Annotated in this window: 20 protein-coding genes; 8 read left to right on the top strand and 12 right to left on the bottom strand. The window is 67.3% G+C overall.

Features of this window, described 5'->3' with window-relative positions:
• Positions 1–33 precede the first annotated feature (33 nt).
• From AC1DS3_RS06335 to AC1DS3_RS06325, 3 genes are all read right to left on the bottom strand, one after another.
• The gene (locus tag AC1DS3_RS06335; RefSeq protein WP_477126861.1) at positions 34–3090 is read right to left on the bottom strand and encodes a c-type cytochrome; all 3057 of its coding nucleotides are present in this window, start codon (positions 3088–3090) and stop codon (positions 34–36) included.
• The gene (locus AC1DS3_RS06330; RefSeq protein ID WP_441636237.1) at positions 3087–3593 is read right to left on the bottom strand and encodes a (2Fe-2S)-binding protein; all 507 of its coding nucleotides are present in this window, start codon (positions 3591–3593) and stop codon (positions 3087–3089) included. The genes AC1DS3_RS06335 and AC1DS3_RS06330 overlap by 4 nt, the downstream gene beginning before the upstream one ends.
• An 82-nt stretch (positions 3594–3675) precedes the next feature.
• Positions 3676–4830 (bottom strand): FAD-dependent monooxygenase, encoded by a 1155-nt coding sequence (locus AC1DS3_RS06325; RefSeq protein WP_477126860.1) that lies wholly within the window; start codon positions 4828–4830, stop codon positions 3676–3678.
• Between the two features lie 381 nt (positions 4831–5211).
• Between AC1DS3_RS06325 and AC1DS3_RS06320 the strand changes: the two genes are divergently transcribed.
• From AC1DS3_RS06320 to AC1DS3_RS06305, 4 genes are read left to right on the top strand one after another with little or no spacing between them, the layout of a single operon-like run.
• Positions 5212–5964, top strand: coding sequence for a maleate cis-trans isomerase family protein (locus AC1DS3_RS06320; RefSeq protein WP_477126859.1), 753 nt, complete (start codon positions 5212–5214; stop codon positions 5962–5964).
• Between the two features lie 28 nt (positions 5965–5992).
• Entirely contained in the window at positions 5993–6835 is an 843-nt protein-coding gene (locus AC1DS3_RS06315; protein ID WP_441636232.1) for an alpha/beta fold hydrolase, read from the top strand.
• Positions 6836–6874: 39 nt separating this feature from the next.
• Positions 6875–7828, top strand: coding sequence for a 2,5-dihydroxypyridine 5,6-dioxygenase NicX family protein (locus tag AC1DS3_RS06310; RefSeq protein ID WP_477126858.1), 954 nt, complete (start codon positions 6875–6877; stop codon positions 7826–7828).
• Positions 7821–8462, top strand: a complete 642-nt coding sequence (locus AC1DS3_RS06305) for an N-carbamoylsarcosine amidohydrolase (RefSeq protein ID WP_441636228.1) — start codon at positions 7821–7823, stop codon at positions 8460–8462. The genes AC1DS3_RS06310 and AC1DS3_RS06305 overlap by 8 nt, the downstream gene beginning before the upstream one ends.
• A 44-nt stretch (positions 8463–8506) precedes the next feature.
• On the opposite strand, the gene AC1DS3_RS06300 is transcribed toward AC1DS3_RS06305, so the two are convergent.
• Entirely contained in the window at positions 8507–9259 is a 753-nt protein-coding gene (locus AC1DS3_RS06300; protein ID WP_441636226.1) for a TetR/AcrR family transcriptional regulator, read from the bottom strand.
• Positions 9260–9421: 162 nt separating this feature from the next.
• Here AC1DS3_RS06300 and AC1DS3_RS06295 point away from each other — a divergent pair, with 162 nt between their 5' ends.
• Positions 9422–11686 (top strand): xanthine dehydrogenase family protein molybdopterin-binding subunit, encoded by a 2265-nt coding sequence (locus AC1DS3_RS06295; protein ID WP_477126871.1) that lies wholly within the window; start codon positions 9422–9424, stop codon positions 11684–11686.
• A gap of 7 nt (positions 11687–11693) precedes the next feature.
• Here AC1DS3_RS06295 and AC1DS3_RS06290 read toward each other — a convergent pair whose 3' ends face one another.
• The 3 genes from AC1DS3_RS06290 to AC1DS3_RS06280 form a co-directional block, all read right to left on the bottom strand.
• Positions 11694–12206: a MarR family winged helix-turn-helix transcriptional regulator gene (locus AC1DS3_RS06290; RefSeq protein WP_477126857.1), complete on the bottom strand. Its 513-nt coding sequence runs from the start codon at positions 12204–12206 to the stop codon at positions 11694–11696.
• 215 nt (positions 12207–12421) lie between these two features.
• Positions 12422–13381 carry a CDF family Co(II)/Ni(II) efflux transporter DmeF gene (gene dmeF, locus AC1DS3_RS06285; RefSeq protein WP_441636222.1) on the bottom strand — a complete coding sequence of 320 codons (960 nt, stop codon included), beginning with the start codon at positions 13379–13381 and terminating at the stop codon, positions 12422–12424.
• 99 nt (positions 13382–13480) lie between these two features.
• Positions 13481–13759 (bottom strand): metal/formaldehyde-sensitive transcriptional repressor, encoded by a 279-nt coding sequence (locus AC1DS3_RS06280; RefSeq protein WP_006157644.1) that lies wholly within the window; start codon positions 13757–13759, stop codon positions 13481–13483.
• Positions 13760–14068: 309 nt separating this feature from the next.
• Here AC1DS3_RS06280 and AC1DS3_RS06275 point away from each other — a divergent pair, with 309 nt between their 5' ends.
• Positions 14069–14509 carry a YbaN family protein gene (locus tag AC1DS3_RS06275; RefSeq protein ID WP_441636219.1) on the top strand — a complete coding sequence of 147 codons (441 nt, stop codon included), beginning with the start codon at positions 14069–14071 and terminating at the stop codon, positions 14507–14509.
• A 15-nt stretch (positions 14510–14524) separates the two neighbouring features.
• On the opposite strand, the gene AC1DS3_RS06270 is transcribed toward AC1DS3_RS06275, so the two are convergent.
• The gene (locus tag AC1DS3_RS06270; protein ID WP_441636217.1) at positions 14525–15184 is read right to left on the bottom strand and encodes a TetR/AcrR family transcriptional regulator; all 660 of its coding nucleotides are present in this window, start codon (positions 15182–15184) and stop codon (positions 14525–14527) included.
• An 81-nt stretch (positions 15185–15265) separates the two neighbouring features.
• Here AC1DS3_RS06270 and AC1DS3_RS06265 point away from each other — a divergent pair, with 81 nt between their 5' ends.
• Positions 15266–16282, top strand: a complete 1017-nt coding sequence (locus AC1DS3_RS06265) for an LLM class flavin-dependent oxidoreductase (RefSeq protein ID WP_441636215.1) — start codon at positions 15266–15268, stop codon at positions 16280–16282.
• Positions 16283–16313: 31 nt separating this feature from the next.
• On the opposite strand, the gene AC1DS3_RS06260 is transcribed toward AC1DS3_RS06265, so the two are convergent.
• The 3 genes from AC1DS3_RS06260 to AC1DS3_RS06250 all read right to left on the bottom strand — a co-directional run bounded on the left by AC1DS3_RS06260 (position 16314) and on the right by AC1DS3_RS06250 (position 18509).
• The gene (locus tag AC1DS3_RS06260; protein ID WP_441636263.1) at positions 16314–16841 is read right to left on the bottom strand and encodes a GNAT family N-acetyltransferase; all 528 of its coding nucleotides are present in this window, start codon (positions 16839–16841) and stop codon (positions 16314–16316) included.
• 14 nt (positions 16842–16855) lie between these two features.
• Entirely contained in the window at positions 16856–17443 is a 588-nt protein-coding gene (locus tag AC1DS3_RS06255) for a helix-turn-helix domain-containing protein (protein WP_477126856.1), read from the bottom strand.
• Between the two features lie 187 nt (positions 17444–17630).
• A complete protein-coding gene (locus tag AC1DS3_RS06250; protein WP_441636211.1) occupies positions 17631–18509 on the bottom strand; it encodes an EamA family transporter in 879 nt (292 codons plus the stop codon).
• A 115-nt stretch (positions 18510–18624) separates the two neighbouring features.
• Here AC1DS3_RS06250 and AC1DS3_RS06245 point away from each other — a divergent pair, with 115 nt between their 5' ends.
• Complete coding sequence (locus tag AC1DS3_RS06245; protein WP_477126855.1) at positions 18625–19407, top strand: AraC family transcriptional regulator; 783 nt, start codon at positions 18625–18627, stop codon at positions 19405–19407.
• Positions 19408–19535: 128 nt separating this feature from the next.
• On the opposite strand, the gene AC1DS3_RS06240 is transcribed toward AC1DS3_RS06245, so the two are convergent.
• Entirely contained in the window at positions 19536–21107 is a 1572-nt protein-coding gene (locus tag AC1DS3_RS06240) for a methyl-accepting chemotaxis protein (protein WP_441636207.1), read from the bottom strand.
• Positions 21108–21402 lie beyond the last annotated feature (295 nt).

The following is a 21402-nucleotide window of genomic DNA, read 5'->3' as shown; positions in this document are numbered from 1 at the left end:
CTTCAGGCCGGCCTGGTATTGTTCAGTGCCTGATTAATGAGTGGGTTGGTGAGCGGGAGCCGCGCGCAGCCGCGCGAGCGTATCGTCCACGTTGTCCCAGGCGGGCTTGTCGGGGGCGAAGCGCTTGCGCAGGTAGTGCACCAGTTGCGTCAGCTGATGGTCGTCCAGGCTCTCGCCAAAGGCTGGCATATAGCCCAGATCGCTTGTCCCCGGCGTGGGAATGCCATCCAGCAGCACGCGGATCAGGTTGTCCGGCTTGTCGCCGTGCAGGTTGGTATTGAGCGCGAGCGACGGCTTGATGCCGAATTGCCTGATGCCCTGGTCACCCTGGTGGCAGACCGCGCAGGCATTCTGGTACAGGCGCGCGGCGGGTCCGCCAAGCGTGCGCGCGGCTTCGGCGCTGCGTTGCTCGAGCTGCTGCGCCTGTGCGCTGGCCGCCGCCGCATCGGGCTGCGCGTCGCCGAACGATGCCACATAGTGCGCGATGGCACGCACATCATCCTCGGGCAGCAGCGCCAGTTCTTCGATCACCGGTGCCATCGGCCCGGCCGCCGCGCCATGATGCGGGGCGTAGCCGGTGCGCAGGTAGGAAAACAGCGATTGCTCCGTCCACGGCACCGGCGCGTGCGACAGCTTGCCTAGCGCGGGCGCTTCCCAGCCTTCGGCCTCGCCGCCGCCAAGATAGCGCCGGCCGCCTTGTTCGGCGCCCAGCGCGTTGCGCGGCGAATGGCAGGCGCTGCAGTGGCCCAGGCCTTCGGCGAGGTACGCGCCGCGGTTCCACTGCGCCGAGCGGGCCGGATTGGCCTCGAAGGGCTTGGGGCTGTGGAACAGCAGGTTCCACCCGGCCATCAGCGGGCGCAGGTTGTAGGGGAAGGCCAGCGCGGTCTCGGGCGCCTTGGCGCGCACCGGCTCGGCGGCCATCAGGTAAGCGTAGAGCGCCTGCAGATCGCCATCGCTGGTCTTGGCAAAGGCGGTGTAGGGGAACGCCGGGTAGAGATGCCGGCCATCGCGATGAATGCCCTGGCGCATGGCGCGCTCGAACGCCGCGTAGGACCAGTTGCCGATGCCGGTCTCGACATCGGGTGTGATGTTGGTGCTGTAGATGGTGCCGAACGGCGTGTCCAGCGCCTGCCCGCCCGCATTGCGCGCGCCGTTGGGCGCCGTGTGGCAGACCGCGCAATCCCCGGCCGCCGCTACCAGCCGGCCGCGCTCGATGGTGGCGGCCGAGTAGAAGCCGGCTTCGGGCGGGGCTACGGGCGCAATGGGCGCACGCCATGGCATTGCCGTGGCGAACAAGCCGGCCGCGGCGGTGGCGCCGGCCAGCAGCCAGTTGCGCTTGCGGGCGGCGCCGCGCTTGGGCGTGTCATCGGGATTGGCCTGCGCGGCCAGCGCAAGCCGGATGCGTTCGCCGCTGAAGGGCGGCTCGCGCAGGCGCACGCCGGTGGCGTCGAAGATGGCGTTGGCCACGGCCGGCGCGGCGGGCAGGGTGGCGGCCGCGCTCGTGCCGAGCGTGGCGCTGGCGGGGCTCAGCGCGCCGGCAATGYGCACTTCAGGCACTTCCGGCAGTTGCGCGCCGGCAAGCGCCGGCACGCTGGCATCGCGTACCGCGGGCAGGTTGGCGGCGGGCCAGCTATCGAAGCGGCCGCCGTCGACGGTGAGTTGCTGTGCAGCGCGCGCGGCTTCGTGCTGCAAGGCCACCGCATTGGCGCCGCCTTGTTCGCCCGCATCGCTGTCGTGTCCTAGCGTGACGCCGGTGACGCTGACCTCGCCGGTGGTGGCATCCACTTCGACTTCCGCTACCCAGGCCGACCAGCTGTGCACGGGCTGGCCGCCATCGGCCAGCCCGGCTTCGATGGTGCTGGCGTACGCGAAGCCGCGTCCGCGCCGTACGTTCTGTAGCACTTGCGCGCGTTCGCCGCGTGGCTGCCAGCCGGCCTGCGCCGCGACCCGGCGCACGAGGCCAGCGCCGCGCGCGTCGTCGAGATGGCGCAGCCGCAAGGCCACGGGATCCTGCGCGCTTGCGGCGGCCACCTCGTCCAGGTGCGACTCATGCGCGAACACGTGGGCGCGCGCTGCCTGCGCCGGCGTGCTCGGCGTGCGGGGCTGTCCTGGCAGGTCGGCCTGCGCGACGCTCAGGCTGTCAAAGCGGTAGGGTGGCAGGATGGCATCGTCGCCCGCGTCGCCTGCGCCGTGCAGGGCGGATGCGTCCGGCTCGATCTCGCAGACCGGCGCTGGCGTGTGCGTTAGCCACAGAGCCAACGGCGGCGCGTGCATGACCGCCGCGCTGCCGCGCGCGTCCACGGCGCTGTTGACGGCGTAGGCGGCGATTTCGCCATCGCGCGTCCAGGCGCTTTCGATATGGGTGTTGACCACGGCCTGCATGGCGCCAAGTTCATGGGCCTCCACGCGCACGCGTACCACACGCCCTGCCGAATGCGCCAGCAGGGCGGCATCGGCGGCGGCGTGGTGGGCGTACAGGGGATCTTCGTCGTTGCCCGGAGCCTGCCAGCAGATCAAGGTAATGCGGTCTTCGCCGATGCCGAGCAGGGCGGCGAGTTCGGCCCGCAACGCGCCGGGGCGGCGGCTGGGCAGCCACACGCGCAGGGCGCTGTCGCGCCAGTCCGCAATCGCGGTGCAGCCGGCGGCTTGCAGGCCGGCGAGTGGCCATTGATAGTCCTGCGCGCTGCGGCCAGCGGCATCCGCCATGGCCTGCTCGGCGTCGCCGTGTTGCGCAACGATACGGCGGGTAAGTGAGCGGGCAAGTGAACGGGTAAGCGGCATGCGYGACGCTGCCGCTTGCGGCGGTGCCTGCCAGCGGGCGCGCAGCGCGTTGGCGGCTTGCAGCGCCTGTGGCGCGGCATCGGCTGCAATGCCGAGAAAGTCGCCACGGCGCAATACCGTGGCAACGCCAGGCAGGGCGCGCGCGGCCGTCTCATCGCAGTCGATCAGGCGGGCGCTGCGCAGCGTGCCTGTTTGCCATGCCAGCACGGGCGGGCGGATAACGTGCCCTGCCAGCCACTCCCGCTCGGGCGGCGGCTGCCATGCGCCGGGGCCGGCCTGCGCCATGACGAGGTCGTCGCGCCCGCTCATGCCGCGCCATCCTGGCCGGCGGCCTGGCGCAGCAGCACGGCAGCGCGCTGCACCGCGCGCAGGATCTCCACGTGCGTGCCGCAGCGGCAAAGGTTGAAACGCAGCGCCTCGCGGATCTGCGCTTCGTCGGGGTCGGGGTTTTCCGCGAGGAGTGCCTTGGCGGTCATGATCATGCCGTTCAGGCAATAGCCGCACTGCGCGGCCTGCTCATCGATAAAGGCTTGCTGCACCGGGTCGGGCTGCCCGCCGGTGGCCAGCCCGTCAAGCGTGGTGATGGCGCGTTGCGCCACCGCTTTCACGGGAATCACGCAGGAGCGCGCCGCCACCCCGTCCACCAGCACCGCGCATGCGCCGCACTGGCCCAGCCCGCAGCCGTACTTTGGCCCGTTGCAGGCGAGGTCGTTGCGCAAGATGTAGAGCAGCGGCGTGTCGGGATCGACCTCGGCATCGAGTTGGTACGTGGTCCGGTTGACCCGGAGGCACAGGGGGCGGGGCGTGTTCATCGGGGGCTGGGGGCGTTTTTAGAACATCACTCGCTCGGGGCCGGGGCCCGGGGGGCACCCGGCGGTCTGGCTGGGGCGTGGCTCAGGCTGCGGCGGCCACGCGCCCGGCTTCCACCAGCGGCTCGTTGAACACATCGTAACCGAAGCACCAGTCCGGGTTCTCGTTGGTGCGCAGCCACGTGTTGTTGTGCGAGACCCGTTGCACCTTGCCGGCACGCTCGGCACGGTTGGCTTCGTACAGCGAGAACGCGGCGCTKAAGTCCGACAGCCCGGTTTGTTGCAGGCAGCGGGTCAGCATGGCCGCGTCTTCGATGGCCATGGCCGCGCCCTGCGCCATATGCGGCTTCATCGGGTGGCAGGCGTCCCCCAGCAGCACCAGGCGGCCGCGGCTCCACACCGGCAGCGGATCGCGCTCCAGCAGCGGCCACTTGGTCACTTCCACGGTGCCTTCAATCAGCGATTGCACGCCTTCGTGCCAGCCGTCGAACGCGGCGCGCATTTCCTCGATGCTGCTGGGCAGCCAGCTCTTGGTCATGTCCCAGGTGGGCTCGGGCACACCGGTGACGTAGTAGATCTCGTCAAGCTTGCTGGTGTCGAAGTACACCATCATATGGCGATCGTCGGACCACCACTTGGTGCAGCGGTCATGGGTGAAGCCCTTGACACGCGCGATCGGGAACACGGCGCGGTGCGCCACGTAGCCGGTGTACTTGGGCGGCTCGGCGCCCAGCAGGGTCTCGCGGATGCGGGAGTTCACGCCGTCCGCGCCGATCACGATGTCGGCTTCGTCCACCGTGCCGTCGGCAAAGCTCAGGCGCACCACGTGGCCCAGGTCTTCCACGCTGGCCAGCTTCTTGTCGAACAGCAGCGTGCCGGGCGCCACCGCCTCGGTCAGCAGGGCGTGGAAATCCCCACGGTGCACGGTCAGGTAGCTGGCGCCGTAGTGCGACAGCGCGTAACGCCCCAGCGGGATCTGGGCGATCACTTCGCCGCTTTSCCAGTCGCGGCTGTACCAGAAGTCCGGGTGGCAGCCCATGTCATTGAGCGCATCCTCGAGGCCCAGCCGGCGCATGATCTTCATCACATTCGGCCCGACGTGGATGCCGGCGCCCAGGCGCGAGAACGCCGGAGCCTGCTCATACAGCCTGACTTGGAACCCGGCGCGCTGCAGCAGGGCGGCCGCAACCGTCCCCCCCAGTCCGGCGCCGATCACTGCGATCCGTGGTTTGCCTTGCACGATATTTCTCCTGGCGGTGTGATGTGGGTCTGAAGTGGCCGTCTGGCCAATCGGTAAATCGAGTGTACACACTAGAAATTTGCTTGTAAAGAAATGACATGCCATTCCTATGGAAAACCCTGATGCCAAAGTGACTGCCTCGATTCAATGCCCATAAACCGTGAAAACAAGCACCATATGAGAGGTTGATTCATGAAGCAGGCACTGAAATCGTGCGTCATGCCCGGTCGAACGTCTTGTTGTGCAAATAGCGTGTGTACACTACAATCGTTCGCAGGACACGGAGACCGCTGAAGGCTCCGGTCCGGCCGTGCAGGGCGCTTCTCCGCTAAGGCGGGCGCCAGGGCGGGTGGACAGAACAGACAGATGACGGAGTCGACAGTGCAGAAAATTTTCCGTATCGGCCAGATCGTGCCGAGCTCGAACACCACCATGGAAACCGAGATCCCGGCGATGCTGACGTTGCGCCAGCAGGTGCGCCCCGAACGCTTCACCTTCCATTCCAGCCGCATGCGCATGAAGAAGGTGGTCAAGGAGGAGCTGGCCGCGATGGATGCCGAGTCCGACCGCTGCGCGCTGGAGCTGAGCGACGCTCGCGTCGACGTGCTGGGCTACGCCTGCCTGGTGGCCATCATGGCCATGGGCCACGGCTACCATCGCGTTTCGGAACAGCGCCTGCAGGCCCATACCGCAGCCAACGGCGCTGACGCGCCCGTGATCACCAGCGCCGGCGCGCTGATCGATGCGCTCAAGGTGATCGGCGCCAAGCGCATCGCCGTGGTCGCGCCGTACATGAAGCCGCTGACCGAGCTGGTGGTGGACTACATCCGCAACGAAGGCTACGAGGTGGTGGACTGGCGCGCGCTGGAAATCCCCGACAACCTCGAAGTCGGCCGCCATGACCCGGCCAGGCTGCCTGGCATCGTCGCGCAGATGAACACCAAGGATGTGGATGCCATCGTGCTGTCCGCYTGCGTGCAGATGCCGTCGCTGCCGGCGGTGGCCAAGGTGGAAGCCATGACCGGCAAGCCGGTGATCACGGCCGCCATYGCCACCACCTACGCSATCCTCAAGCAGCTCGRCCTGGARCCSGTSGTGCCSGGCGCCGGTGCGCTGCTGTCGGGTGCCTATTGATCACGCCTTCGGTAAAGGGAGCCCAGCAATGAGCGAGTTTCTCCACGGCGGCAATGTGTTCGCCAATGGCATCCGCCAGCACTACCTGCGCTACGGCGGCAGTACCGGCGCGCGCGCGCAGCGCGATGCCGTGGTGATCGTGCCCGGCATCACCAGCCCGGCGGTCACCTGGGGCTTTGTCGGCGAGCAGTTCGGCAAGCACTTCGATACTTACATCCTGGATGTGCGTGGACGCGGCCTGTCCGAGGCCGGCGATGCGCTGGACTACGGCCTGGACGCGCAGGCGGCGGATGTGGCCGCCTTTGCGCAGGCGCTCGGCCTGGCGCGCTATGCCATCGTCGGCCATTCGATGGGCGCGCGTATCGGCGTTCGCGCCGCGCGCGGCAATCCCGCCGGGCTGACCCGGCTGGTGATGGTGGACCCGCCCGTGTCGGGCCCGGGACGGCGCGCCTATCCGTCGCAACTGCCCTGGTATGTGGATTCGATCCGGCTGGCGCGGCACGGTATCGACGCCGAGGGCATGCGCCGCTTCTGCCCCACGTGGACGGATGAGCAACTGCGCCTGCGCGCCGAGTGGCTGCACACCTGTGACGAGCGCGCCATCGTGACGAGCTTCGAGGATTTCCACCGCGATGACGTGCATGCCGACATGCCGTCGGTACGGGTTCCCACGCTGCTGATCGTGGCCGGCCGCGGCGACGTGATCTGCGCCGAAGACATCGAGGAGATTCGCGGTTTGCTGCCTGCCGTGCAGGTTGCGCGCGTGCCGGATGCCGGCCACATGATCCCGTGGGACGACGAGGCGGGTTTCTACCGCGCCTTCGGCGATTTCCTCGGTGCGCCGCTGCTGCAGGACCAGGCTGCGGCCTGACCCGGCTGATCCGCCTGCTTCACCCGAAAAGGAGAGAACATGCCAGTAAGCGATCACGACCTGACCCAGGCCTGGCGCCAGGTGCTCACGGCGCTGAGCCGAGACGCGCTGGCGTATCTCGGCACCACGCCGCTCACGGGCAACCCGGCCGCCATCGCCGCGCTCAAGGCCAGCGACCTGGTGCTGGACCTGATGACGCTGCTGTTCTCGCCCGAGCAGCACGAGATCCTTTCCGGCGGCACCAAGATCCTGCTGGCGGTGGAGCCGCCCGAGGTGCTGGTGCGGCTGGTGCCCACCGAAGGGGACCGCACCCGGGTGAAAGCCGCCACGGCGCGGCTGGCGCGCGCGCGGGAGATGCACATCACGTCCGATGCCGGCACMGACCTGCGCTGCGCGCTGGGCGAGTTTCCCGCCATCAGCGAGTATGGCTTCGTCGATGAGCCGGGCCGCTGGGACCACTGGCCAAGCGGCTTCGTGCTGACCTGGCCGGACGAGGGCGGTACCAACGGGCGCATCGTGCTCGATCGCGGCGACATCCTGCTGCCGATGAAGTCCTATGTGCAGGAGCCGATCGACATCACGGTCAGCAAGGGCTACGTCACCAGCATCGAAGGCGGCCTGGATGCCGAGCTGCTGAGCGACTACATGGCCTCGTTCAACGACCCCGAGGCCTACGCCATGTCGCATATCGGCTGGGGCCTGCAGCCGCGCGCGCGCTGGTCCACGCTCGCCATGTATGACCGCGAGGCCACCATCGGCATGGATGCGCGCGCGTTCGAGGGCAACTTCCTGTGCTCCTTCGGCCCGAACAACGAAGCCGGCGGCAGCCGCGCCACGGCCTGCCATATCGATATTCCCGTGCGCCACTGCACGGTGCGGCTGGACGGCGAGGCGGTGGTCGAACAAGGAAAGGTGCTGGATCACGAGTACCAGCAAGAGCAGCAAGAGCAGCAAAGGCAGCAACGAGACGCCAAGGGAGCCATCCATGCATGACGAAGTGAAGACCTACCAGCGCCAGGGTTTCGGCGCCGCGCTGGAACCCAAGGCACCCTACGGCCTGCTGATCATCGACTTCGTCAACGGCTTCGCCGACCCGGCCGTCTTTGGTGGCGGCAATATCCCCCAGGCCATCGCCAACACCGTGCCCCTGCTGGCCACGGCGCGCGAGCAGGGCTGGCCGGTGGCGCACAGCCGCATCGTGTTTGCCGACGACGACAGCGATGAGAATATCTTCACGCTGAAAGTGCCCGGCCTGCTGGGCCTGAAGGAAGACAGCCATAACAGCGCCATCGTCGCGCAGCTGGCGCCGCGCCCGGGTGAACTGGTGGTGCGCAAGACCGTGCCATCTGCCTTTTTCGGCACCTCGCTGGCCGCGTGGCTGAATCAGCGCGGCGTGCAGACGCTGCTGGTGGCAGGCTGCGTGACCAGCGGCTGCGTGCGCGCCAGCGTGGTCGATGCCATGTCGTACGGCTTCCGCCCGCTGGTGCTGTCCGATTGCGTGGGCGACCGCGCCATCGGGCCGCACGATGCCAACCTGTTCGACATGGCGCAGAAGAACGCCACCGTGATGCCGCGCGACGAAGCGCTCGCGATGCTGGCGCGGGCCACGGCCACGGCCACGGCTTAAGGGAAAGGCATCCGGCGATGCGCGATGACCGCCGGATGCGAGGCTCACGCGCGCTTGGCGCGTGCCGGCTTCTTGCGGGCGGCGGGTGCCGCCGCATTCGTCTCGCTCGGCGTTTCGCCAGCCGGGGAGATGCCGGTGCCCGGCACGCAAACCGTACTCAGCACCGTACGCTGGATCACATCGCGCCAGTGCTCCAGCGCCGGCTTGCTCATCATGGGCTCGCCCAGGAAAGCGCTGAGCGTATGATGGTTCGAGTTGTAGAAGTAGCCCAGCGACGCGATCACCAGGTAGATATCGCGGGCCAGCACATCGGGTTGGAACAGCCCGGCAGCCTTGCCGCGCGCCAGGATGCCGTCCAGCACAGACAGGGCGTAGCTGGAGATCTCCCTGAGCCGGCTCGACTTCTTGGCATGCTTGCCCTGGCTCATGTTCTCGCTGGACAGGATGGCGACGAACTCGGGGTGATCGAGGTAGTAGCCCCAGACGAAGTCGATCAGCTGGGTCAGCGCGCGCACCGGATCCTCGGGGTCGAGCTTGAGCGCCTGCTCGGCCTCGTTGAGCTGGATGTAGATGGTTTCGAGCACTTCGACGAACAGCTTTTCCTTGCTGCCGAAGTAGTAATAGATCATCCGGTCGTAGGTCTTGGCCAGCGAAGAGATCTTCTCCACGCGCCCGCCTTCGTAGCCGCGCAAGGCGAAGACCTTGATGGCGGCCTTGAGGATCTTGGCTCGGGTGTCCTGAGCTTGCCGGGCCCGGGTTCCGGCTGCCGCGCTTTTCTTAGCGGTCGGGGTGCTCATATGTTTGATACGTATTGCTTGTTCGAGCCTGGCAGTATAACGGCCAGGGCGGGCGGCGCCGGAATCCGGCAGGCCGCCAGCGTGCCTACCTGAGACATGGAACGAATGGAAACGACACCCGGCACCGGACCCCGGTCCGCCTCTCTTCCCGCATCGGCGCCGATGTCCCCGGGCGCGCAGCGCGACGCCCTGCTGCAGGCGCGCGGCGTGCTGCTGGTGACGCGCGCACCGCAAGCCGCGCCGCGGCCCGCGCCCGGCCAGCCCGGCGCGGCCTCCGACTACATCGCCGCGCAGCCCGACATCTTCGTGGCGGTGCGCGACACCGGCGAGATCCTGGCCTTCAACGGGCATGTTGACCTGGGCACCGGCATCCGCACCTCGCTGGCGCAGATCGTGGCCGAGGAGCTGGAGGTGCCGGCGGCGCGCGTGGCGATGACGCTGGGCCATACCGAGGCAACGCCCAACCAGGGCCCCACCATTGCCAGCGCCACCATCCAGATCTCGGCGCTGCCGCTGCGCCGCGCGGCGGCGCAGGCCATGGCCTGGCTGCGCGAGCGCGCGGCGCAGCGCCTTGGCGTGGCGCCCGAAGCGCTGATCGCCGAAGATGGCCGCCTGCGCTTGCGCGGCGAAGGCAATGAGAACGCCGAAGGCCTGGCCTACGGCGACCTGCTGGCCGGCGAGCATATCGAGCTGCCGCTGGCCGACGTTATTGCCACCAAGCCGGTCAGCGCATACCGCGTGGTCGGGCGTGCCGCGCCACGTGTGGACATTCCCGCCAAGGCCACGGCGCAGCTCACCTTTGTGCATGATGTGCGCGTGCCCGGCATGCTGCACGGCCGCGTGGTGCGCCCGCCCTACGCCGGGCGCGATAGCGGCGGCTTTGTCGGCACCAGCCTGCACAGCGTCGACCGCGCGTCGATCCGCGATGTGCGCGGTGTCATTGACGTGGTGGTGCAGGGCGATTTCATCGGCGTGGTGGCGCAGCGCGAGGAGCAGGCCATGCAGGCGGCGCGCCGCCTGCGCGTGGACTGGAAGCCGGCACCGCCGTTGCCCCCGCTCAGCGAGCCGGAAGACACCGAGGCCGCGCTGCGCGCCAATCCCGCGACACGCCGCACGCTGGTGGAAGAGGGCGATGCGCAAGGCGCTTTTGACTCCGCGGACCGGATACTGTCGCGCGGCTACGCGTGGCCCTACCAGATGCACGGCTCCATCGGCCCGTCCTGCGCCGTGGCGGACTACCGCGAGGATGGCCTCACGGTCTGGACCGGCACGCAAAACCCGCATGTGTTGCGTATCGACCTGGCGCGCCTGACCGGCCTGGACGAGGGCCGCATCGAGATCGTGCGGATGGAAGCCGCCGGCTGCTATGGCCGCAACTGCGCCGATGACGTTTGCGCCGATGCGGTGCTGCTGTCGCGCGCGGTGGGGCGCCCGGTGCGGGTACAGCTCAGCCGCGAGCAGGAACATCTCTGGGAGCCCAAGGGCGCGGCGCAGCTGATGGACGTGCGCGGCGCCATCGGCCCCGACGGCGAGTTGCTGGCCTACGATTTCGTCAGCCGCTATCCGTCCAACGACGCGCCCACGCTGGCGCTGCTGCTGACCGGCGTGGTCGACAACGCGCCGCGCATGCTGCAGATGGGCGACCGCACCGCGGTGCCGCCTTACCAGTACGCCGCCACGCGCATCGGTTGCGACGACACGCCAGCCATCGTGCGCGCCTCCTGGCTGCGCGGCGTGTCCGCGCTGCCGAACGTGTTCGCGCACGAGTCTTTTATCGACGAGCTCGCGCATGAGGCCGGCGCCGATCCGCTGACCTTCCGCCTGCGCCACCTGCCCGACGCGCGCGCCACGGACCTGCTGCGCGCGCTGGCGGCGCATGCCGGCTGGCGCGAAGGCGCACGCGGCACGCGTGGCCAGCCGGGCGTGGATGGGCTGTTGCGTGGGCGCGGCGTGGCCTATGCCCGCTATATTCACAGCAAATTCCCGGGCTTCGGCGCCGCATGGGCCGCCTGGGTGGTGGACCTGACGGTCGCGCCCGATACCGGCCAGATCGTGGTGGAGCGGCTGGTGGTGGCGCAKGACACCGGATTGATGGTMAACCCCGACGGCGTGCGCCACCAGGTGCAGGGCAATGTGGTGCAGGCGCTTGGCCGCGTGCTCAAGGAACAGGTGCGCTTTGACGCCAACGGGGTCGCCAGCCGCGAATGGGGCAGCTATCCGCTGCTGACCTTTCCCGAGCTGCCGCCCATCGAAGTGCTGCTGATGCCGCGCCAGGAGGAAGCGCCGATGGGCGCGGGCGAATCCGCGTCGCTGCCCGGCGCGCCGGCCATTGCCAATGCGCTGTTCGATGCCACCGGGGTGCGGCTGCGGCGCGCGCCCTTCACGCCGGAGACGGTGCTCGCGGCGCTGGCCGGCCAGCCCGCCTGAGGCGGGCTTACTCCGGCTCGCCGTCCGGTGCGTTGCCGCGCTCGTCGCGGTCGTCGAACTCGCTCATCTTGCGCAACAGGTAGGTGATCGCCACCCGCTCGGCGGGATTGAGGTCGCCGAAAGTCTGCTCGGAGATCTTGTGCGCGAACGGCACGGTTTCCTCGATCAGGGCATGGCCGGCCGGGGTCACCGTGACCACTACCTTGCGGCGGTCGTTGGTGTCGTGCGAGACGGCCACCAGCTCGCGCGCCTTGAGGCGCTCGATGATGCCGMGCACGGTGGCCTGGTCGATGGCGGTGGCCCGCACGATTTCGCTGAGCGAGCACGAGCCGCGCTCGTTGACCGCACACATCACCACGAACTGCGCCGCGGTCAGCTGCGAGTCGGCAATGGTCTGCTGGAAGATCGCCACATGGCGCTGGTAGGCGCGCCGCAGCAGGTGCCCGACTTGCTCGGTGAAATCGTAGTCGGCGGCGGCGGGTTTTTGCGCGGCGGTCTTGCGCGCGGAGGAGTTGGGCACGATGGGCGGTCTGCAGGCATGAGATAAACGTGCCTCAGAGTATACCGAGTGGGGCCGCGCGCGGCGGGTTTTTTGCGCGTGCACGGCCCCTCGCGGGCTTCATGCCGGGACGCCGCGGTGGCCCATCGACGCGGCACTGCAAGGACCGTCAGATGCGGGGGGCGCGAACGTTGAATGCGCGCGCAATCCGCTTTGTCCGTCTCGTCCGTTTCGGCTTAATCCGCGCACCGGTGGATTTCCACCGTGATATGCACGAGCTCTTCATGCACTGCAAGGGCGCTCCTGACGCGCGCTGCCGTCAGGGCAGGGTCGTGAGTCACCAGGCTGACAAGGCAGGAGAATTTCTCCTTGCCCACTCGCCAGACATGAAGGTCGGCGACACGGGTACCCTCGTCGCCATGATCGAAAGCCTGCAACACTTCGCGCACCTCATCGACGACCGGATGGTCCATTTCGCGATCGAGCAAAACGACGCCGGTTTGTTTCAGCAGGCCGAAGGCCCATGTGCCGACCAGCCCGGCGCCAACGATGCCCATCACCGGGTCGAGCCAACGCCACCCGAGCAGCCAGCCTCCGGCGAGTGCCAGAATGGCAAGCACCGATGTCGCGGCATCTGCCAGCACATGGACGTATGCCGAGCGCAAATTCAGGTCATGCTGGTGATGGCGGCCATGGCCATGCTCGTGCCCATGTTGGTGCCCATGTTCGTGGCCGAGGTCATGCGCATCGCCCAGTATCAGCGCGCATCCTATATTGACAAGAAGCCCGATGACCGTGACTGCCATGGCCTCCTTGTAGTGAATTGCCTGCGGACTGAAGATCCGTTCAACGGACCCGAAGACCATCAAGGCTGCGATGCCGAGAAGAAAAATCGCACTGGCGAATCCCGCCAGGATTTCAATCTTCCAGGTGCCGAACGCGAACCGCTGGTCATGCGCATAGCGCCGCGCTGCAACATAGGCAAAGGCGCTCAATCCGATGGCAAGCGCGTGGGAACTCATATGCCAGCCGTCAGCCAGCAGCGCCATCGAGTTGAACCAGAGGCCAGCGGCGATTTCCACAACCATCATCGCAGCGGTGATCAGCATGACAAGGCGCGTTCCTCGCTCGGCGGCCTTGTTGCCTGAGTCGAATACGTGGGTATGAGTCCACGGGGTGATGTCATGTGTATGCATGGTCGATCTGCTTGGTTGTTGCCMAAATAGCCGCAGGCTTGAGCAGTTTCGTGGCGATTCGAGCGTGAAGCGGGCAAAAAACTGAGTGAGCCAGGCTACTCATTTGAAGTAGCTGTGCACGACCTCGATGAGCTGCTCCCTGGCGTCGCCTTCGGACTCGCCATGGGCTGGCTCGGCTTCAACAAGGTGCGTGCGGATGTGGTCTTCCAGTACCACCGCCAGCAGGCCGTTCATGGCCCCACGGCAACTCGTGATTTGCTGCAGCACGCCCACGCAGCCTTGCTCCTCCTCGAGTGCGCGTTCGATGGCATCAATCTGACCCCGGATGCGGCGCACCCGGTTCAGCAACTTCTGTTTCTCGCGGATTGTGTGGCTCACGGCTTCGCCCCAAATATAGTATGGGGGAGTATATATTGTCTGCCGGCGAAGGGACGATGACCTTGCAAGCGGCCGGGTCTTGCCCGCTGTCCGGTACCTGGCAAGTCTTCCGGTTCGTCCCGCTATGAGAGGCGTTGACCACCCGCGTCTCCCACGTGGACAATGGGGCCAGTCGTGCCCTTTGCCAGAACCTAGAGAACTGCCACATGCCTTCTGCCGTTGCTGTAGCGGTTGCCGCCGCCTGCAGGCTTTCGCTGCCGCGGCGCCGCTTCCGCTGTGCGCCAACTGCGACATTCGTGGTGACCAGTCTTGGATGATGCCGATACGGCTTCGCCGATGCCGGGCGCCAACCCGAGCGATCCGCCGCTGCGGCTGGCGCGTACCCGCACGGCACGCGCGCTGCTGACCGCGCTGGCGTTGCTGAGCCTGGGGGTGGCCATCCTCGGGCTGTTCGTGCCCGGCCTGCCTAGCACCGAGTTCATCCTGCTGTCCGCCTGGGCCGCGGCCAAGGGCTCGCCGCGCCTGCATGCGTGGCTGCTTGGCCATCGCGTGTTTGGCCCGATGCTCTACAACTGGCACAACGGCCGCATGGTGAGCCGCCGCGCCAAGTGGAGCGCCACGGCGGCCATGAGCATCTGCAGCGCCGTGCTGCTGTTCGGCATGCATCGGCCCTGGCTGGCCCATGGGGCAATTGCCTGCATGGCGTGCGTGCTGGCGTGGCTGTGGCGCCGGCCCGAACCGGCGCCCTGATGCCGCACCCGCAAGCTACGCCGCCTGGGTTTCCCGCGGCCTGGCCTTCTTTGCCGCCTTCGCTGGCCACGCCAGCATCGCGGTAGCGGCCAGCGCTTCGAGCGCGGCGCGCGACGCGCCATCGCGCGCCTGCATCGACATCCCCTGCATGACCGTGTTGAAGAACTTGGCCAGTGCTGGTGCGTCGGTGCCGGCCGGCAGTTCGCCGCGCCGGATGCCCTGCTGGATGCAGGCCTGCAGGGCTTGCTCCTTGTCCTTGCGGCGCTGGCGCAGCGTGTCTTCGATATAGGCGCAGTCGGCCGAGCAGCTGGTGCCCGTCATCAGGAAGCAACCGGCGGGGTTGCCCTTGGCGCTGAACAAGGCGGCCGCGCCGGCAAGCAGGCCCTGCACGGCGTCATGCGCGCTGCCAGCGCCTTGCAGCGGCGCGTAGAGCAGCGCGCCGTGGGTATCCGCATAGCGGTCCACGGCTTCGTAGAACAATTGCTCCTTGCTGCCGAACGCGGCGTACAGGCTGGGCGCGGTGATGGCCATGGCCTCGGTGAGCGCGGAGATCGAAGTGGAGCTATAGCCATAGCGCCAGAACAGCGACAGGGCCTGGCCCAGCGCCTCGTCGCGATCGAACTGCCTGGGCCGCCCGCGGCCCGCACCGGAAACACTCTTTTTCATAGTGGTCATTATATTTTTCCGTTGCCAGTGACGCCAGTGGTGATTAGTATAGTGATCGTTCAATAAATTGCTGCGCCGCAGTCGCTCGCCATGATCCCCTATTCCCTGCTTGACCTGTCGCCCATCGTGGAAGGCGGTGACGCCGGCCAGGCCATGCGCAATTCGCTCGCGCTTGCCCAGCACGCCGAGCGGCTGGGCTACCAGCGCTTCTGGCTGGCCGAGCATCACAATATGCCTGGCATCGCCAGCGCTGCCACGGCGGTGCTGATCGGCTACGTTGCCAACGGCACGTCCACCATCCGCGTGGGCTCTGGCGGCATCATGCTGCCCAACCATTCGCCGCTGGTGGTGGCCGAGCAGTTCGGCACGCTGGCCTCGCTTTTCCCGGGCCGTATCGACCTTGGCCTGGGCCGTGCGCCCGGCACGGACCAGTCCACCGCCCGCGCGCTGCGCCGCAGCGCCACGCAAGACGCCGCCGATGCCTTCCCGCAGGATGTGGAAGAGCTGCAGGCCTACTTCGACGACCCGCGTCCCGGCCAGCGCCTGCGGGCGGTGCCCGGCGCAGGCCTGAAGGTGCCGCTGTGGCTGCTCGGCTCCAGCTTGTTCAGCGCGCAGTTGTCGGCGGCGATGGGCCTGCCCTTCGCGTTTGCCTCGCACTTCGCGCCGGGCTTCATGCGCCAGGCGGTGGACCTGTACCGCACGACCTTCCAGCCGTCGGCGCAGCTCTCCAAGCCGCATGTGATGCTGGGGCTCAACGTGTTCGCAGCGGATTCGGACGCGCAGGCGCGCCGGTTGTTCAGCTCGCTGCAGCAGCAGTTCCTGGCGCTGGTGCGCGGCAACCCCGGCCCGATCCGGCCCCCGGTGGATAGCATCGAGCTGATGTGGACGGAGACCGAGGCCACGCATATCCGGCGCTCGCTGGCGTGCTCGGTGGTGGGCGATCCGGACGGCGTGCGCAACGGCCTGCGCGCCTTCATCGAGGACCTGCAGCCGGATGAGCTGATGCTCACCGCGCAGATCCACGATCACGAGGCCCGCCTGCGCTCCTTCGAGATCGCGGCGCAGGCCATGCGGGCGGTGGCGCCGCCAGCCAAGGTCATGATCTGAAGCGCCGGTCGTGCGGATGGCGCCGACGCGCTCAGAGGTGCTTGTAGAAGAACGTCGTCCCGCAGAACGCGCCATCCGGCATCAGCGCGTACTTCGGCACCACGCCGGCGCGCTGCCATCCCGCGCGCTGGTACAGGCGCTCGGCATCGCCGCCGGTCACCGTGTCCAGCACCAGCACCGACTTGCCCGCCTCGCGCGCGGCATCATCCAGGGCCGCCAGCAGCCGCTGCGCCACGCCGCGGCGGCGGGCCTTGCGGTGCACCAGCATCTTGGCCACGTCGCCCCGGTGGGGCTGGTTGTCAGGCATCGACAGGATGATCTGGACGGTGCCAAGGATCTGCCCTTGGCCGTCCTGCGCGATCAGCAGCACGCGCTCGCCGCGCGCGACGCCATCGGCCACGCCGCGCCAGAACTTCACGGCCTTCTCGCGCGGCAGCGGCAGCATGAAGCTCACCGACGCGCCCCCCTCCACGCAATCGATCAGCACATCGGCCAGCGGCTCGATGCAAGCGGCGGCTTCGCCGGCGCCGACGCGCCGCACGGTGATAGCTTCGGTCATCCCGGTGCTCCCGGTCATGCGTTTCTCCTGGTTGGCGTGAAGGGCATTGCGGCCAGCGCCACGACGTAGCGCGCGGGCTTGCGGGTGGGATTCTTGTAGACGATGGGGCGGTCCAGCCGCATGGACAGGCAGTCGCCGGTTTCCAGGCGCCAGTGCTGGTCGCCAACCGTCATTTCCATGACCCCGTCGATCATCCAGACCTGCTGCTGGATATCGGCTTCGCGCGCGGCGGTTTCATAAGCCACGCGCTTGCCTGCCGGGAAGACCACGTCGACCAGCTGGATCGGCGAGGGTGCCGCCGGGGAGAGGTTGCGACGGATATAGCCGGAGGCGGGATCGGTCCACACCGGCTGCTCCGCCGCACGGGCCATGGGCGACGGCTCGGCCTGCGGCGTGCTGTCCTCGAACAGCGACGCCACGGTGACGCCCAGCGCAGCGGACAGCTTGTCGAGCACCGTGGCCGTGGCGCTGCTCTGGCCGCGCTCGATCAAGGAGATGTTGGAGCGGCTCACGCCGCTGCGCTCAGCCAGGGCGGCCAGCGAGAAGCCCTGGGCGTCGCGCAGCGTTCGCACGCGCCGGGCGATGAGATTGTTGATGTCCATGGGTGTCCAGTATGCTGGATGACAATGTCCTGTAAACTGACGCACATCGCGATGCAAGGCAACTGGAACTTGCCAATGCGCATAGCGCATTTCAGACCTCGGAAGTCAAAAGATCCGAGCGCGTTCCGGGCCGGGTCGGCGCCGCTCAAGGCTCCCTCATTGCGACTCGGCTTTCAAGGGGCCAGCGCTAAACGGGCTGCCTTGCCGGCAGGATGCGGCCCTTCTTCATGCCGACGGCAAGCGCCAGCAGGATCAGCGCGATCGAGACGCCATCCGAGGCGCTGGGACGTTGGCCGATGATGAACAGGGAACTGACGATGCCGAACACCGGAATCAGCAGCGACAGGGGCGCAACCCGCGACACCGGGTATTCGCGCAAAAGCAGGTTCCATCCCCAGTAGCAGAAGTGCGTCGCGCCGTAGGCCTGGAACGCCAGTGAAAACATGGCGGCCCCCGTCAAATGCGAGGGCAACGCGGCAAATGGCTCCGGCCCATGCAGCAGCCAGGTCAACAGAAACAGCGGAATCGGCGGGAACAGGCTGGCCCACACCACGAAGGCGAAGATCTCGCGCACCTTGGACACCTTGATGACGATGTTGCCGATGCTCCAGGCCACGGCGCTGACCATCACCAAACTAAAACCGATTGTGGTGGCCTTGCCGGGGCTGCCCAGCAGGATGCCCACCAGCCCGATGGCAGCCAGCACCATGCCGATCAACTGGGGCAATGCCAGGCGTTCACGGAACAACAGCACGCCCCAGCCCAGCGTGAAGAATGCGCTGAACTGGATCAACAACGAGGCGCTGCCTGGCGGTACGCCCATCGCGATTCCCAGGTTGATCAACGCCCACATCGCCACGCCGAAGATCAATCCATAGACCGCTAGCCAATGGAAGGCCACTTGCGGTCGTTTCACGAAGAACACCCACGGCAAAGCGGCCAGCGTGAAACGGATGGCCGTCAACAGCAGTGGATCGATCCCGGCAAGCCCAAGTTTGGTGATGGGGAAGTTGAATCCCCAGACGGCCGTCACGACGACGGCCAGCAACAGGTGTTTTTTCAGCATGGTCGGTGCGTCTCTTCCTGGCCGCAAGGCGCAAAGCGCTGGCATCGACGGAAATTTGCCGGAAATCCGTATGGCCTGCTTTCGATTACAGGTCAAAAAGCAATAAAATCAGGCCATGCGGAAAATCACGATCGATCCCTACGAGAACACGCCGCGCGATGCTGTCGTGACGGCACGAGACTACGCGGACGGCGAGCTTTTCCCATCGCACCGCCATCATCGCGGGCAATTCGCCTACGCCGCGCGTGGTGTCATCACGGTACTCACCAACGAAGGCAACTGGGTGGTGCCGCCCCAGCGCGCAGTCTGGGTGCCGTCCCGGCTGCCACACGCCATGCAGATGCGCGGCCCGGTCACCATGCTCAACACCTACATCCGCGCGCCGGCCGTGCAGCGCCTTGGCCTGCCTGCGCATTGCCAGGTCTGCGACGTGTCGCCGCTGTTGAGGCAATTGCTGGAGCAGGCGCTGGAGGTGCCCACGCGCTATGCAGCCAGCGGGCGCGACGGCTACCTGATGGGTTTGTTGTTGCACGAGATCGCGGCCATGCCCGCGCTATCTCTCAATGCGCCATTGCCCGCGGAGCCGCGTCTTGATCGCGCTTGCCGTGAGTTCCTGGCATTCCCCTCGCTGGAAATCGGCATCGACGACATGGCGCAGCGCACCGGCATGAGCCGCCGCACCTTTACCCGTCAGTTTCGGCTGCACACCGGCGTCAGCTATATCGAATGGAGGCAGCAAGYCTGCCTGCTCGCGGCCGTGGTTCGGCTGGGCAATGGCGAACCTGTCACGCGCGTTGCCATGGAGCTGGGTTACAGCAGCGCAAGTGCATTCGCGACCGTCTTCAAGCATGTCCTGGGTGAGGTGCCCAGCCAATACTTCGCCGCGCATAGAGCTTAGGCTTCCAATCCTGGATGGACGTTGGGCGCCAGCAGGAAATGAAAAGAGCCCGCCGCCGGTGTGGCGCGGCTCATTCTTGCTGTCTGGCTTGCTCCCGGCTCCCGGCTCCCTTTCCCCAGTCCCGCTCCCTAAGCCGCCAGCCGGAACGAGGCCACCGAGCGCATCATGGATTGCGCCTGCTCGGCCAGCGCTTCGGCCGCGGCGGCGGCCTGTTCCACCAGCGCTGCGTTCTGCTGGGTTACGGTGTCCATCTGGTTGACCGCCTGGCCGACCTGCTCGATACCGGCGCTCTGCTCGTTCGATGCCGCGCTGATCTCGCCCATGATGTCGGTCACGCGCTTGACCGCGCCAACGATGTCCTCCATGGTCTGGCCGGCCTTGGCGACCAGCGCCGAGCCGTTGTCCACCTGGGCCACCGAGTTGTCGATCAGGCCCTTGATCTCCTTGGCGGCGGTGGCGGAGCGCTGCGCCAGGCTGCGCACCTCGCCCGCCACCACGGCAAAGCCGCGGCCTTGTTCGCCGGCGCGCGCCGCTTCCACGGCGGCGTTCAGCGCCAGGATATTGGTCTGGAAGGCGATGCCCTCGATCACGCCGATGATGTCGACGATCTGGCGCGAGGCGCCGTTGATCTCGCCCATGGTGGTCACCACCTGGTTGACCACCTGCCCGCCGCGTTGCGCGATATCGGAAGCGTTGACCGCCAGCGAGCTGGCCTGGCGCGCATTGTCCGCGTTCTGGCGCACGATGCCCGTCAGCTCTTCCATGCTCGATGCAGTTTGCTCCAGCGCTGAGGCCTGTTCCTCGGTGCGTTGCGACAGGTCGGTATTGCCCGCGGAAATCTGCTGCGTGGCCGAGGCGATCGAGTCCGCCGCGCCGCGGATCTCGCCGAGCGTGCCGCACAGGCGCTGCTGCATGCGCTGCATGGCGGCCAGCAGGCTGTGCTCGTCGCCCGCGCGAATGCGCACCGGCACCGTGAAGTCGCCGTCGGCAATGCGCGTGACCACTTCGGTGGCGTACGCCGGCTCGCCGCCCAGGCTCTTGCGCACCGTGCGCATGATGGCCAGCATGAAGGCCGACACCAGCGCGCCGATCAGCAAGGTGCTGATTGCGGCGGAGATCAGGTTGTCGCGGAAGCTGCTTTCGATGTCCTTGAGGAACACGCCGGTGGCCACGTGCCAGTCCCAGGCCGGCACATAGCGCACATAGGTCAGCTTGCGCGCGGGCGTTTCGGTGCCCGGGAGGCGGCCGCGGTAGGTGACGAAGCTGTCATCGGGGCTGGCGCCGGCGCGCGCGCTCGCCTTGCCCGCATCGACGATGCTCTGGTAGACCGGCTTGCCGTCGGGATCCTTGAAGTCGCCCACCATCTTGCCTTCCGTATCCGGCAGGCCGGGGTTGAGCACCACCTGCGGCTTGGAGTTGAGCAGGAACAGGTAGCCCTTGTCGCCGAAGCGCATCACGCGCAGCGCGTCCTTGGCCGCGGTCTGGGCGGCCTCAAGGCTCATGGTGCCCTTGGCGGCGCGGTCCACGTAGAGCTTGATGATGCCTTCGGCGGTCGCCACCAGCGACTGCAGGCTCTCGCGGCGCTCGGCCATCATGGTGGCGCGGGTGTGCACGGCGCTCCAGGTGCCCAGCGCGAGCAGGGCCAGCCACATCGCCACCAGCGCAGCCCAGAGTTTGGCGTTCAACGAAATTCGATTCATGATCATGCTTACCGGATATGGGCAGCCGGTTTGCGCCGGCGGCGCGGCATCGGCCTGACCTTGATGTTGACAKAGAGCCACAGGCGAGACGAATCCGCTCGCAGTGCATAGCCTGGCCACAGCCGGTTAACGACCCATCACCGTTGGGACTTGAATGGGTGGAGAGATAAGTTGGAGAGATACGTTGGAAAGGTAAGTGGTTTAAGGGATGCTTTTCATCGCCCGGCAAGCTTTCCGATCCCTGCCTACAATGTGCCTTTCGCCGCGCCTGGATCACGGGCGGCTCGATGCAACC

This window comes from Cupriavidus sp. 01L46, from assembly GCF_056399905.1.
This window is presented reverse-complemented; position numbering and strand designations above follow the sequence as displayed.